The sequence below is a fragment of the Thioalkalivibrio sp. ALE14 genome (assembly GCF_000376845.1).
GTDB lineage: Bacteria > Pseudomonadota > Gammaproteobacteria > Ectothiorhodospirales > Ectothiorhodospiraceae > Thioalkalivibrio.
The window spans coordinates 332,878-346,890 of sequence record NZ_AQXY01000031.1 but is presented as its reverse complement, the minus strand read 5'-3'; the positions used below and the strand labels follow the sequence as shown (position 1 = coordinate 346,890).

Below are 14,013 nucleotides of genomic sequence, written 5' to 3'. Positions count from 1 at the left end.
AGAGAAGAGGACACCCATGATTTCTTTGTTTTGATCCGGCGCTGGGGCTGGCGTGGATGTTCGTGCGGCGATACCCAGCCCAGTCTCTCACCGAGGAAATTGGCGCCGGGTCGCGCGACCCGCAGGTGACGGATGCCGCTGCGCAGGGTGCTGGATCGCAGCAGGCGCACCATGCTGCCCCGGGGGCGGAGGGAGGCCCTTCGGACGCGGGTGATGCGGCGGGCTGGCCTGGTGCATCCGCCGGGCGCGGTATTACTGGGGCTTGGTCTGTCGGAAAGACTTGGAAACTCCGATCGTGTCCTGGTTTGAAAATGGCTGGATGGTCGACGGCATGCTGCTACTAGGGGCGGTGTTGGTCGCGATTCCCGCTCGAATGGTGCTCGCCACGTTGTTCGGCTCGCCCAGCAAGCCGCGGGATGTCGGGAATCTGGGACGGCGGAATCCGCGCCTCTGATCGATAGCCGGGCGTGGAGATTGCCCGGTGACGACGCCGACGTCACCGGGCAGGGGTGGAGGCTTCAGCGGAGGCGGTGTACCTCGGCGATCGCGGACAGGGCGATGGGCGCTTCCATGTAGCCGTTGCCGATGCGCCGGCGCAGGCGGATCCGGCCCTCTTCGATGGCCTGCAGTTGGCCATTGCGTGCGCGCCCGTCGGCGAGGGTGATGCGGATGCTGTGGCCGATGTGGTTGTCCAGGGCCTCCAGTGCGATGGTCGGGGAGGGGGATGGCTCGGCTTCCGGGGTCGGAGCGGGCGGTGTGAGGTTCCAGGTGGTGCCGGTCCCCGTGGCCGTCCTGGCCGGGGCGGGGGAAACCGGGCGCATATCCACGCGGCCGAAGTGTTTGCCTGCCACGCTCAGGCGGTTTTCGACCTGGCGCAGCAGCTGGCCTGGGGAGTCGATGTTCGCCCAGAGCAGCATCGGGTTGTCGATCGGGCCGATGTGCAGCGACAGCTCGCCGGGGTTGTCGAGGAAGTGTTCGTAGGCGTCGACCATGGCGGGGGCCGGCTGCAGGCCGAAGGGGCGCCAGGCCTCGACCCAGTGGGCCGTGTGATGCTCGGTGTACGCCGCGACGGTCATGTCCGTCTCGGCGGCGCAGAACTCCATCAACGCGGGGTAATAGCCTCGGTCCTCGTAGCGCACGGTCAGCGAGTCCAGCGAGGCAGTCATCAGTGCGGGTGCAAGATCCTGGGCCCGATTCGAGCGGGCCTGGATCGAAAACTCGCTGGTGGAGGTGCCAAGCGCCAGTGGGCCCATGCCTAACGTGCTTTGCACGGTCAGGCGGTCGCGGGCCTCCTCCAGTTGATACCGGACCGAGAAATCCAGCGGGATGTCGCGATAGCCAAGGGCGGATATCAGCGCGTCGGGCGGGGCGCCCTGATAGGTCCCGCAGCCGGCAGTATCGAGCGACAGGGCGGGCACGTCGCCCGGCGCACCCTGGGTGAGGCCGGCCGGCAGTGTGAGTCCGTTGACCGAGAATCCGAGTTGTCGGGGCAGGCGACGGCGATCCAGCGTGTGTCGCAGCCGGGCGAGTCGCCAGAGGTTTCCGGCTTCCAGGGTGATGCGTTCTGCCCGTATGCGGCCGACGGCCGTGTTGTGGGGCTCGAACAGCAACCCGTTTACGTGCAGGTCGCCCCCCAGGCCGATCCGGACGTTGGTGTAATGCAGCCTGCCCAGTGGTTGCAGTTGCTCGACCATGTCGCCGAGCTTCTGCTCCACCTGATGGATCTCGTAGTGGTAGTACCCGATAGCGGCGGCGGCTACCACGAGGCCGCCTACGATCCCCTTCCCTGGCATGTTCTCTCCCTGTCATTGCGATTCCGGCACGCCCGTTTCGGGGCCGGAAGCGGAACTCCCTGTTTCGCAGCCACAAGATAACCATAACCGGGGGGGTGCTGTCGCCCCGGCCGGTAACCGCCAAGGGGGGCTTCGGTGCGGTGTCGATGGACGGGGAGGGGACGGCTGGACGTGTGGCCGGGACGGTGGTCTGACCCGCATCGGATGAGCCGCCATGATCGGCCGGGCGACCTCGGGCCGGTCACTCGTGACGGTGACCGGCAGGGGATTGCCGGTGGGGGTTCCCGGTCCCCCCGGACGGGGCCGCCTATGGGTGCACGGCGGTGTTCTGTCCGAAGCGGATCTGCCAGCCGTGGTGGTCGTGGTGCTCGAACAGGAAGCTCATGCGGGTGTGCAGTTCGCCGTTGCCCCGGTCCGGAAGGCCCTCTGGCATGGATTCGATGCCGGAGACCCGGAACATGACCTCGGCGAAGGCGAGGTCGTCGGCGAGCCGGGTGATGTCCTGAACATCGACGCTCAGCGACGTTCCGGCGAACGGGCCCTGCAGCAGGGCGGTATGGCGTTCGGCGTTGCTCGAGCGGTCTTCGAAGCGTGTGCCAACCAGATTGACCACCCCCGAATCCTCTGCGTAGTCGCGGGCCCAGGCGTCGCCGTCGCCGGCCTGCCACGCGTCCGCCTTGGCCTCCAGGATACGCTGGATCTCGTCATGGTCGGCCCAGGCGGGGGCCGTCATCAGTACGGCCAGTGGCAGGGTGATCAAGAGAAACGGTTTCCTGGACATGCAAGCTCCGGGCGTTGGTTATGACAGGCGCCACCTGTGTACAGGAGAGTCGGGCCGAGTTCCAGTCGTCGGGCGCCACGGGGCCTTGCGGGGCGGGTCACAACGCAAGGTCGGAGCCGGGCGGTTCGCGTGGCCGGCGGGCTTGCGCTACGTACCGGCCCCGGCAATCTATACTCGTTTTGTGGAGTGTTCCGGGCGGATCGAGCGTGAAGCCTTGTCCGACAGGGTTTGCCCGCGCCGCATCTGCCCGCCTCTTGATCCGCAGGCCCGGTTTCCGTGGCCTATCCGCCGGACGACGCGTTGACTCCACCCGCCGCCCGACAGCCCCTTGTACGGAGGGCTGAAGCTATGAGTATTCCGAAATGGTTGGCGCTTGCGGCGCTGATGACCCTGTTGCCGTTGGGTTGTGGTTCAGACCCGTCTGCGGATGCCGATGGGGGTGCCGCGCCCGTTGCCGCCGAACGCCCGGCGGTGGATGCAAGGCGGGTCGAGGAGCGGGTGGTACAGAACCTCCACGATCAGGCCGCGTTGTTCGAGGAGATTGGTGATCGGCTTCAGGCCATTGATGGCCAGCCGGCGGCCGATGAACTGGGGCGTCGCCTGGCGGAGGAATATACCGCCCGGACGGTTGCCCAGATGGACGAGATGATCGCGTGGGCGGAGACCCATCTGGCGTCGCTCGATACCGCGGAACGAGCCGTTCTGGACCAGGAGGTGGAAGCGCTGCTGGCCGAATCGGGCAGGCTGGAGGCCGCGGGGATGCGGTTCGATCGGGCGACGGAACGGGTGGGTCAGCAGCTCGAGAGCCTGATGATGCGGAACCCTGAACAAGGGCAGGTGGTGCTCGACGGGATGATCGAGTTCGGGGCGAGCGTCGAGGCCGTGATGCAGGACGAGCGCGTGGTGGCGCTGGACCGCCTGATGGCGCCGGAGCCCACACCGGTCGAGGCGGCGCCGGCGGGAACGCCGGCCTGGTGCGAACGGATGGCGAATACGCCGCAAGCCCAATGGACCATGAACGATGCGTTCGCCTTTGCCAACCACTGTACGGGCGGTTGAAGGGTGATGCCCGCGGCGGATCCGGACGTCCGGAGCGGCGGGGCACACGCGGTCTGATCCATTCGAGCACGGACCCGTGGCGGTGTCCGCGTGTCGTTACGCCCGTTGGCTACCGCTTCGGTTGGCTTGCCGTTTCGGCTGGCGGTGGTATTGGGCCCGGTCCGGGATGACGTTCCGGATGCCGCCCCTCGGGTCTTCCACGTCGCCCTCAAAGCGCGGCAGCAGGATCACGTGCAGGTGGTCGATGCTCCGACCCGCGGCCCGGCCATCGTTGTTGCCCACGGTGTAGGCGTCGGGCGGATTGCCCAGGAACGGGAGCTCCAGCACGGCTTCGATGTGGTCCTTCGGTCGTTGGCGCAGGTAGTCGCGGCCCAGCATTTCGTTATAAAGCGCCTCGAGGTCGGTCTTTTCGATCACCTGGCGCACTCCGTAAATGGCATCGAAGTAGTCCGACTGTTCGGTTGTGTCGAGGTCGAACAGGGAGACGACGTGCCGCCTGGGGATGACCAGCGCATGCCCCGGGTTGACCGGGTTGGTGTCGAACAGGGCGACGAACGAGCGGTTCTCGTAGATCAGCGGGTCGGCCAGTCCGGCGGAAACCCGGCAGAAGTAGCAGTCCTGGCTGGCTGGTTCGGTACTGGTCATGGGATGGCCTGTGGGTGAGGGCTTGCGTCGGGTTGGAAGCACCGGATTTTACGCGATTTCCGGGCGGGCGCATCCGCGCCGGTGCTTACGGCGGTTGAAGTGTACGGGAATCCGTTCTGCCTGAACTGCATTCTCGATACAGATTCCGATGGCCATGGTTGAAGCATGGCTTGACGCGTGGTATCGCACCACGTAAGTTCCCCAGCATTGTAAGGGGTTTTTGCGGTTCGGCCATCGAAGGTTCCTGGGGCCGACCGACCATCCCCCGATACGTTTGTCGAGGCTGTACGCGCGCTGGTGGAAGCCGCACGCCTCGATGGTCGCGCAGAGGCGCGATCGGGCAGCACAAACCGGATGCCCGGGTTCGCGCCGGGCGGCCGCGCCATGTCGACCGCTTGCCGGTCGGCCGTCGCGGGTGCTCGACGCGCCGGAGTTTTGTGTCAGACGTATCGAAGGGGGAGTCCATGTCCATGTCATTTTTCGGCCTCGTGTTTGCGCTGCTGTGCGGCGTTGCCGCGCTGGCCTATGGTCTGTTTTCCATCCGCTGGGTGCTTTCGCGATCGGAGGGCACCGACGAGATGCGGCGTATTGCACGCGCGATCCAGGAGGGCGCCTCGGCCTACATGAAACGGCAGTACACCACCATCGCGGTGGTGGGCTTTGTCCTGTTCGTCGGCCTTTGGCTGGTGATCGGCATCGGGTCCGCGATGGGGTTTCTGATCGGGGCCGTGCTCTCCGGGGCGGCCGGCTTCATTGGCATGCACGTGGCGGTACGGGCGAATGTACGGACGGCGGCAGCCGCCAAGTCCAGCCTGGAGGCCGCAATGGATGTGGCCTTCCGCGGCGGCGCGGTGACCGGCCTGCTGGTGGTCGGACTCGGACTGCTGGGGGTTGCAGGCTACTTTGCGGTGCTCTGGTGGCTCACGCCGGAGGGCGGTGATGTCGGCCTTGCGCCGCTGGTCGGGCTGGCCCTCGGGGGCTCGCTGATCTCCATCTTCGCGCGGGTCGGCGGCGGCATCTTCACCAAGGGCGCGGATGTCGGTGCGGACCTGGTCGGCAAGGTGGAGGCGGGTATTCCGGAGGATGACCCGCGCAACCCGGCGGTGATTGCCGACAACGTGGGTGACAACGTGGGCGACTGCGCCGGGATGGCGGCGGACCTGTTCGAGACCTACGCGGTGACCATTATCGCGACCATGATCCTCGGGACGCTGCTGGTTCCCGATCTCGGGCTGATGGCGGCGGTGTACCCGCTGGTGCTGGGGGGCGGGGCGATCCTGGCCTCGATCGTGGGCACCTTCGCGGTCAAGGCCCGTCAGGGTTCCGAGATTATCCGTGGACTCTACAAGGGGCTGATCGTATCCGGTGGTCTGGCCGCGGTGGCGTTTTTGCCCATTACCCTGGCCCTGGTGCCGGACGGTGCACTGGCCAGCAGCATGGGCATCGAGGAGGGTGCGGCCCTGCGTCTGTATGGCGCGGCCCTGGTGGGGCTGGCGTTGACCGGCGTCATCATGGTCGTGACGGACTACTACACCTCCACGTCGTTCCGGCCTGTACGGCATCTGGCCGAGGCCTCCACCACCGGCCACGCGACCAACATCATTGCCGGCCTGGCGCTGTCGATGAAGGCCACTGCCGCTCCGGTGCTGGCGGTGTGCGCGGCGATCCTGGTGGCGTATGCCTTTGGCGGCTTGTACGGCATCGCCATCGCGGCAACCACGATGCTGTCGATGACCGGGATCATCGTGGCGATGGATGCCTATGGTCCGATCACGGACAACGCCGGTGGGATTGCGGAGATGGCGGATCTGCCGCCCGAAGTGCGCGAGACCACCGATGCGCTGGACTCGGTGGGCAACACGACCAAGGCCGTGACCAAGGGCTACGCGATCGGTTCGGCCGGGCTCGCGGCCCTGGTGCTTTTTGCCGATTACACGCACGAGCTGATCCTGCACACCGGAAGCGCACCCGACTTCGCGCTGAGCAATCCGAACGTGATCGTGGGCCTGTTTATCGGCGGCCTGATCCCGTACCTCTTTGCGTCGATGACCATGGAGTCGGTGGGCCGCGCGGCCTCCGGCATCGTGAACGAGGTGCGGCGTCAGTTCCGCGAGATCAGCGGGATCATGGAAGGCACCACCAAGCCGGACTACACCCGGGCGGTGGATATGCTGACCAGCGCCGCGATCCGCGAAATGATCGTGCCGTCACTGCTTCCCGTGCTGGTGCCGGTCGTGGTGGGCGTGTTCCTGGGCACGGAGGCCCTGGGCGGTTTGCTGATCGGGACCATCGTGACCGGGCTGTTCGTGGCGATCTCCCAGACCGCTGGTGGCGGGGCGTGGGATAACGCGAAGAAGTACATCGAGGACGGCAATCACGGCGGGAAGGGGTCCGAGGCCCATCACGCCGCGGTGACCGGCGACACGGTCGGCGACCCCTACAAGGACACCTCGGGGCCCGCCATCAACCCGCTGATCAAGGTCATCAACATCATGGCGCTGCTGCTCGTGCCCGTTCTGTAGGGCGCCGCGAACCGAAAGGAGAATCGACATGCCGAGAATCCGCGTACAAATGGCCCCGGATCTGGAGTTCAACATGGAGCTGGACGTCGAAGGGGTCGATTGCGACAGCCGCGACTGGGACGTTCAGCAGCACAAGGCCGAAATCTACGCCGAGTTTGAACGCCGGCTGAAAGAGGCCTTCCCCGAGGGGGTCAAGATCCACACCTTCGAGTACGGACTGGCCTGCAAGCCTTCGGGTTGATCTGCCCCGAGGCCGTCAAGAAGCGGGTGGTCCGGGACTCACCGTGCAGCCCGCCGGAGGACTGACGGAGCATTGCACGCTGGCCGCGGCCTTTGAGGGGGTGTCGGGGAGTAGCGATACACGTCACCCGGGGATGGAAAGCGTGACGCGGGAGACGATCGGATTGGCTTGTCTCCGGGGGGAATGAGGCCGGTCCCGCGAGGGACCGGCCTGCCGTCTAGCGTGAGGTTAGTTGTCGTCCTCGTCATCATCGTCGCCACCCAGGTCAACGCCGCCTTCGGCACCGCCCTCGGCGCCGGCGTCGATGCCGTCGTCGTCCATGTGGGTGTCGGCGCCGGCACCCATGCCACCTTCGGCACCCATGCCGCGGTCGTCGCGCATGCCGCCTTCGGCACCCGGGGCCCGGCCTTCGCTGGCCGCGCCGCCTGCGGCGCCGCCGGAGGCTTCGGCACCACGATCCGATCCGCCGGCCATCCCGCCGCTGGCTTCGGCGCCGGTCTCGGCGGCGCCTCCGGCCGAGGTACCCAGATCCTGGGCCTGCGCGGCGCCCGGGGCACCGAGCGTGAACAGCGAGCCGAGGGCAAAGGCGATAGCGGTTTTACGATAGTTCCACATGGTTCTGGCTCCTTCGTTTGGGCAAAAGCCGCACCGGCGGATGGCCCCTCGCCGGGGCGTGCCGACCGGGTGCAGCCCATGGATAGCGCCCTCGGGAGTGCGCATAAAGCCGCTGCGTGCGAAGTTGACCGCCAGTTCACAGACGTAGGCGGCAAGTTGCGGAGGGGTTCGCGTCTACAGGCACCGAGCCCTGTCCGCGGTCGCGTCGCTATTCGCCAGGTGCTCAGCGACCGGATGGGCAACCTGCGGGCGGGTGTCCCGGCGTTACGGGAGCAAGGGCGGCAGGCCTACCAGGCGAGTGCGAGCAGGCCCGCGCCGAGGCAGACGACGATGACCGGGACGATCGTCTCGCGGATCACCTGGCCCTCGCGTGCCTGCAGCCCGGCGGCACCGGCCGCCATGGCGATGTTGTGCAGCGAGATCATGTTGCCCACCCCGGCGCCGATCAGTTGCAGGGCCAGCACGGTCGGCAGGGCCATGCCCAGGGCGTCGGCGGTATCCGCCTGGAGTTGCGCGAACAGCAGGTTGGAGACGGTGGCACTGCCGGTCATGAAGGAGCCCAGCGCGCCGAGGAAGGCGCTGAACATCACGAACGTGCCGCCCAGGACTTCCGCCAGGCCCTGGCCCAGCACCTGCGGCATCGAGGGCAGGCCGGCCGCGTTTTGACCGGAGATCAGCAGGAGCTGGGTCAGGGCAATGATGAAGGCCAGCACGATGGCGGCGACGCGCAGTTTGCCCCAGGTGGCGACGAGCGCCTGCCCGAATGTGGCGCGGCTCACGCGGAACAGAATCAACGCGGTAAGCAGGGCCAGGCCGAAGTAGAAATAGGGCGTGTACAGCGGAGCCAGGCCTTGCCCCAGTTCGACGCCCTGGAACTCGCCAGCCGACCAGCGCACGGACTGCAGGGCCTCGCGCAGCGGCATGATGGTGCGCGAGGCGATCAGCGCGACGGCCATCACCGCGAAGGGCACGAACGCCATCAGCACGCGCCCGACCGGGGCCCGTTCGACCTCGGCCCGCCGCTCGTGGCCCGGCAGCAGGAAGCCGCGATGGGCCGCCAGGGCGATGACCGCCATGGCCACTACGCCGCCGAGGATGGACGGCAGCTCCGGCCCTACCAGCCAGGCGACCAGCAGGTAGGGGGTGCCGAAGGCGAGTGCCGACAGCACGGCAAACGGCACGAACTCGCGGAAGCGGCCGCGTTCCTCGCCCAGGGTGGCCACCCAGACCATGAACAGCGTGACGAACGGCGCGAGGATGGTATGGATCACGGCCGTCTGCAGGACGGCCGAGCGGGTGGTTTCCGCATCCAGGCCGAGGCCGGCGAAACCGATGATCACCGGGGTTCCGGCCGCGCCGAACGGGACGGCGGTGCTGTTGCCGATCAGGGCGATTGCCACGGCCTTCAGGGGGCGCATGCCGAAGTACACCAGCAGCGGGGCAGCCAGCACCGCGGGGGTGCCGAAGCCGGCAATGCCCTCCACGAAGCTGACCAGTCCCCAGCCCAGCAGCATGGCCAGTACCCGGTGATCGCGCGAGACGCTGGCGATGACCGACTGGATCGCACTCATGTGTCCCGTGGCGATCATCACGTTCAGCACCAGCAGCGCCATCAGGATGATCAGCAGGACCTCCACGAATACCACCGCGGCATCCAGGAGGCTGACCATCAGTACCGTGCCCGAGACCTCCCAGACCAGCACGGCCAGCACGAGGGTGGCGAGGTAGGCAATGGGGGCGGCCTCGAAGGCGGGGCGCCGCAGCGGCACCAGCCACACGAACAGCAGCACGAACGGCACCAGCGTGAGCCAGAACAGCACCTTCACCTCTCCCGCACAAAGCGAACTGTCATGCTACTCCGTGACGACCCGCCTGGCACGAAGGAAAAGCCGGGTTCGAGTACCGCTCCGATCAACGCCAATGGTCCGCCATTCGCATCCTTTCAGGCCGATCGTCCACCGGCTATAGTGAAGGGGTAACGTGTGCGTTTTCATGGACATTGTGGCAACGCGTCCGGTGATGCCATACGTCGCATCGACACAAAGGGGATGGGATGCGGGCACAGCTCCGGTTACGGAACACCTGGGGGGTCTATGCCCGGTATGTCGGGTTCGCCGTCGGGATTGTCTTGTTGTTGGCGGCGGTCCAGTTCCTGTTCGTATATGGGGCTGACCGGTTCGAGCCAAGCCTGCTGGCGATCCCCTCTGTTGTGGGTGTTGTCTTCGGGGTCATGCTGGCCCGGATGCATCTCCTGCGGTCGCAGACCGATCTCCTGAATACCTTTGTTGAAGCGACGCAGGCCAGCAGCGACCACGAGGAGGCCATTGGGCATTTGCTGCGGGTGGTTGCCGAGCAGTTGCGGATGGACGGCGTTGCCCTCTATGAACTGGAGCAGGGGGGTCGGGGGGGCAGACAGCTCCAGCATCACCCTCCGCGTCAGACGCCGCCATTGTCCGAAAGCGTGTTGCGGGAACTTTCGGCGTTGTCCCTGGAGGAAGGCCGGCCCGGAACCTGCAAGGAACTGCGCTCCCGGAGTCCGGATTCGCTTCCCGCTTGTCTCGAGACGGTCGGGCTTTCGCTTCCCGACAACCAGCGTGGCCTGCTGGTGCTCTACCGCCACGACGCGAGGCGCAAGCCACCGGACGCGCTGGAACGGCGGTTCCTGCAACTGGCCGCCGACTGGCTGAGCATGACCCTGACACACATGCATCAGCAGGGGATCATCGCCAGTGAACGGGAACAGAACCGGCGCGAGAAGGAGCGGGCGCAGACCACGCTGGAGTCGATCGGTGATGCGGTGATTACCACCGACGACCATGGGCGTATCGAATACGTCAATCCGGTCGCCAGCCTGCTGCTGGGTGAGTCCGCCGCACAACTGGTCGAACGGCCCCTCGACGAGGCGGTGCGTCTGGAAGACGAGACCAGCGGGGACTCGATGTCCGCGCGGTTCGAATCCAGCGGTCAGGTCGCGCGGGGTGCAAGCCAGCATGTCCATATGCGCCTGCATACGGCGAACGACCAGACCCGTCCGGTCCAGCTCTCGTTTACACCGATCCTGAATCGCGCCGACGGCAGCCAGGCGAGCGTCCTTGTGATGCGTGACGTCAGCGAATTGCGCGAAGTGATGCGCCGGCTCGACCATCAGGCCACGCATGATGCCCTGACCGGGTTGCTGAACCGCCCGGCCTTCGAGGCGTGTCTCGAGGAACAGCTACGTTCCGCGCGCAAGCACCACACCCGGCATACCCTGTGCTATCTCGATCTCGACCAGTTCAAGATCATCAACGACACCCGTGGGCATACCGCGGGTGACGAGCTCCTGCGTCAGATTTCGTCCCTGTTGCTTCATCTGGTGTGCGAACGCGATATCGTCGCGCGTCTCGGTGGGGATGAATTCGGGATCCTGATGGTCGATCGGGACATCGAGGAGGGGCGAACCCTGGCCGAGGAGATCGGTCGGGAACTGGCCAACTTCCGTTTCTACTGGGACGAGTCGACGTTCTCCCTTTCGGCCAGTCTGGGGCTGGTCGAGGTCAGCGAAGCGAGCGAGTCGACGCGGCTGATCCTGCAACAGGCGGACGCGGCCTGTTACGTGGTCAAGGATACGGGGCGCAACCAGGTGCGCGTGTTCCGGGCGGAGGACGAGGACTTGCGTGACCGGGTGGGCGAACTGCACTGGGTCAGCAGCATTCCGGACGCAATCGAGCAGGATCGTTTCGAACTCTGGGCGCAACCGGTCCGCCGCCTGGCCGACGATTCGGATGCGTATTCCGAGATCCTGCTTCGGCTGCGCGACAGCGCGGGTGAGTTGGTTCGGCCGGACACCTTCATTCCGGCGGCCGAACGCTATGACCTGATGGGGCAGGTCGACCGCTGGGTGGTGGCCCGGACACTGACGTACATGGAGGAACTGCAGGCCGGGGGATGCCGCGTCCTTCCGGTGATGGGGATCAACCTGTCCGGTTCGTCACTGAATAACGATGCCTTCTTGGAGTTTCTGCAGGAGTCGGTCGTGAAGTCCGGCATACCCGGCGACCGCCTGTGTTTCGAGATCACCGAGACCGCAGCGGTGCGCCATCTGCAGCGCACTGCCCGCCTGATGACCGAGATGCGACGAACGGGCTGCCAGTTCGCGCTGGACGATTTTGGCAGCGGTCTGTCCTCTTTTTCCTATCTAAAGCACCTTCCGGTGGATTATCTGAAGATCGATGGCGGTTTTGTCCGTGACATCAACACCGATCCAGTCGATCTTGCCATGGTGCGGGCTATTCACGAGGTGGGTCAGATCCTGGGGCTGACCACGATTGCCGAACAAGTGGAGGACGATGCCATACGGGCGCTTCTCGTGGAGGTCGGCGTCACCCATGGGCAGGGGTTCGGCCTGGATCGTCCGGAACCATTGGTCGGCCCGGAAGGGATCCGTCGGGCGAATTGACCCCTGCACTCCGGGTAAGTGGCGCCGACCGGTACCGGGCGGCGTCGCATATCACGAGCCGGTAGAAAACGACGGGCATGCGGCCGGATTTTCCGGGATCTTCGATCCGACTGCCTGCTGGCGAGACTCCTGTGCTTACCCGGAAGTCGAGGTGGAGCAGGCCCCACGGATTTTGTCGGAAGGAGTCGGTCGGCGCCCAGTCGTCAACGTTTGCTGGATAGAGGGGGCGGGATGGTCGGGCGTTTCTGGAACAATCTGGCATATGCCTTTCGGAATACACGGGCGGCATTCGCGGCGATGGGCATGCTGGCAGTCCTGGGCGTGTTGCTGTATTCGGACTGGTTCGGGCCTGGCGTAGCCAGTCGGGAGGTGATCCGGGCACCGGTGATCGAGGTCGAACGGGAGACCGAGGACACGGCATGGATTCGTGTCGTTGTCGACACGCCCACGGACGGTCCGGTCCGGTTTCTGTGGCAGGAGCTGCGAAGCCCGATGGAAGTGGGCCGCGAGGTCGAACTCGTGGTTACCGAACGGGATGATGGATCGCGGGATTACCGTCTACTCGACCGTCCCTGATCAGCGGTGTTGCCAGGGGGCGTTGTTGCGGGTTTCCCTGGTGGGCCGGGCACTGGAATGTGCGATCTGGGCGAGGGATGGCGGCAAGACCCGATGCCACGGGGCATCGCCTGGATGCCTCGCGACATGGAAGGGGCTCTGCCCCTGGGGTCAGTCGATCTTGATGTAGGCGAAGCCTTCTTCGTTCTGGAGTTCCGCCAGGCGGACAACACCGGAGGGAACCAGGCTGACCTTGTCGTAGACCTCGTCATGGTCCAGCCGGACCCGCGTCCGGGTAATGTCGCAAAGCTCGTACTGTACCCCGTGCGTTTGCTTCAGCCCGGCGAGCCGCGTGCGGAGTTCGTCGCGTTCCTCGATGAACGCCTGATCGGACTCGAACGGGGTGCCTTCAAGGTTGTTGTCAGTGGCGAACCGTATGCCATCGGACATGAATACCACCCGCACGTCGACATCCATGAACTCGTTCTGGTAGTGCGTCATCATGTTGTTGATGCTGGTCAGCATCGAGGAGAGTCGTTGGGGATCGCCATAGTCCACGTGATAGACGACCTTGGCTTCGGGCTCGAACGCCGTGGCAGATGCGTTCCAGCCGAGGCCGACAAGTGCGGTGCAGGCCAGGGCGGCCAGAAGCCGGAAACGCGGCCTCGCGGTAACCGTGCGGCGCTTGGCCGGGGTCTCTGAATGTTTCATTGGAGTCTCCTTTGGTGATTTCAAGAAATTGTTTTTGTTTTTGATTATGCTTTTTCTGCCCGTTACACCCCTGTTTCGGGCATGGGTACTGTAAAGCGAGTCCAGGCGGGATGCCAGTACAGACCAGTCAGCGCGCCCGGGGAGACACGCGGTGATGGCTTTTTCGAGAATCCTGGTGGGTGTGGGGCTGGCCGGCCTGTTGCTGGCAAGCGTCACGTTGGTCCGTGCCTCGCACTGGTCGGAATGCCGTTTCGAAGTGACGGTAGTGGTGCGGGCCGAGGGGTACGTCACGCTGGAGCTTGAACGGGTGCTCCACGCGGACGGAACGCGAGGCGACGATCGGCAAGGATGCGCGCGCGGTTTTGCGGATGGCCAAGTGGCGCTCGTGGCCGTGACCGAGGGTGCCGAGCTGCTGGTAACGGGCGCCCGGCTTCATGCGCGCTGGGTGGAGTACGGGGCCATGGCGCCCGAAGGCCCTGTCTCTACGAGCACCTGGGCCTTCTCCCGCCCGTAGACGTTAATACTCGACGGGCGGTGCCGGGACTGGATGGGGGGCGACGGAAGCCCCGGGGTCGCCGTCGTCCCGGGGCTCCGGAACGTGATTCGGAGATGGGGCGTGGACTTGGGCCGTTGCGTCCGCCAGCCGGGTACTG

At 65.8% G+C, this 14,013-nt stretch carries 12 protein-coding genes and 1 pseudogene; 7 read left to right on the top strand and 6 right to left on the bottom strand.

The features are described 5' to 3' along the window. Positions 1-44: 44 nt before the first annotated feature. Positions 45-454 (top strand): annotated as a pseudogene (locus tag F572_RS16085) (hypothetical protein); the annotation flags it as partial. A 64-nt stretch (positions 455-518) separates the two neighbouring features. On the opposite strand, the gene F572_RS0114550 reads toward F572_RS16085, so the two are convergent. Further along, the gene (locus tag F572_RS0114550) at positions 519-1,793 is read right to left on the bottom strand and encodes a hypothetical protein (protein WP_017941046.1); all 1,275 of its coding nucleotides are present in this window, start codon (positions 1,791-1,793) and stop codon (positions 519-521) included. 307 nt (positions 1,794-2,100) lie between these two features. Next, entirely contained in the window at positions 2,101-2,574 is a 474-nt protein-coding gene (locus F572_RS0114545) for an SgcJ/EcaC family oxidoreductase (RefSeq protein WP_026142917.1), read from the bottom strand. A gap of 348 nt (positions 2,575-2,922) precedes the next feature. On the opposite strand from F572_RS0114545, the gene F572_RS0114540 reads away from it, so the two are divergent. After that, a complete protein-coding gene (locus tag F572_RS0114540; protein WP_017941048.1) occupies positions 2,923-3,633 on the top strand; it encodes a DUF3012 domain-containing protein in 711 nt (236 codons plus the stop codon). Between the two features lie 96 nt (positions 3,634-3,729). Here the strand turns inward: F572_RS0114540 and F572_RS0114535 are convergent, their stop codons facing one another. Beyond that, a complete protein-coding gene (locus F572_RS0114535) occupies positions 3,730-4,278 on the bottom strand; it encodes an HIT family protein (protein ID WP_017941049.1) in 549 nt (182 codons plus the stop codon). 464 nt (positions 4,279-4,742) lie between these two features. Between F572_RS0114535 and F572_RS0114530 the strand changes: the two genes are divergently transcribed. Beyond that, complete coding sequence (locus F572_RS0114530; protein WP_017941050.1) at positions 4,743-6,800, top strand: sodium-translocating pyrophosphatase; 2,058 nt, start codon at positions 4,743-4,745, stop codon at positions 6,798-6,800. A 49-nt stretch (positions 6,801-6,849) separates the two neighbouring features. After that, positions 6,850-7,041: a hypothetical protein gene (locus F572_RS0114525; RefSeq protein WP_017941051.1), complete on the top strand. Its 192-nt coding sequence runs from the start codon at positions 6,850-6,852 to the stop codon at positions 7,039-7,041. Between the two features lie 228 nt (positions 7,042-7,269). Here the strand turns inward: F572_RS0114525 and F572_RS0114520 are convergent, their stop codons facing one another. Together F572_RS0114520 and F572_RS0114515 are read right to left on the bottom strand one after the other, a co-directional pair. After that, positions 7,270-7,656, bottom strand: a complete 387-nt coding sequence (locus tag F572_RS0114520) for a hypothetical protein (protein ID WP_017941052.1) — start codon at positions 7,654-7,656, stop codon at positions 7,270-7,272. Between the two features lie 287 nt (positions 7,657-7,943). Then, positions 7,944-9,476, bottom strand: a complete 1,533-nt coding sequence (locus tag F572_RS0114515) for an L-lactate permease (RefSeq protein ID WP_026142918.1) — start codon at positions 9,474-9,476, stop codon at positions 7,944-7,946. Between the two features lie 233 nt (positions 9,477-9,709). Between F572_RS0114515 and F572_RS0114510 the strand changes: the two genes are divergently transcribed. Together F572_RS0114510 and F572_RS0114505 are read left to right on the top strand one after the other, a co-directional pair. Next, positions 9,710-12,094, top strand: a complete 2,385-nt coding sequence (locus F572_RS0114510; RefSeq protein WP_026142919.1) for an EAL domain-containing protein — start codon at positions 9,710-9,712, stop codon at positions 12,092-12,094. 303 nt (positions 12,095-12,397) lie between these two features. Continuing rightward, positions 12,398-12,670, top strand: coding sequence for a hypothetical protein (locus F572_RS0114505; RefSeq protein ID WP_231291096.1), 273 nt, complete (start codon positions 12,398-12,400; stop codon positions 12,668-12,670). Between the two features lie 150 nt (positions 12,671-12,820). Here F572_RS0114505 and F572_RS0114500 read toward each other — a convergent pair whose 3' ends face one another. Further along, positions 12,821-13,360, bottom strand: coding sequence for a DsrE family protein (locus tag F572_RS0114500; protein WP_017941056.1), 540 nt, complete (start codon positions 13,358-13,360; stop codon positions 12,821-12,823). 154 nt (positions 13,361-13,514) lie between these two features. On the opposite strand from F572_RS0114500, the gene F572_RS0114495 reads away from it, so the two are divergent. Beyond that, positions 13,515-13,874: a hypothetical protein gene (locus F572_RS0114495; protein ID WP_017941057.1), complete on the top strand. Its 360-nt coding sequence runs from the start codon at positions 13,515-13,517 to the stop codon at positions 13,872-13,874. Positions 13,875-14,013 lie beyond the last annotated feature (139 nt).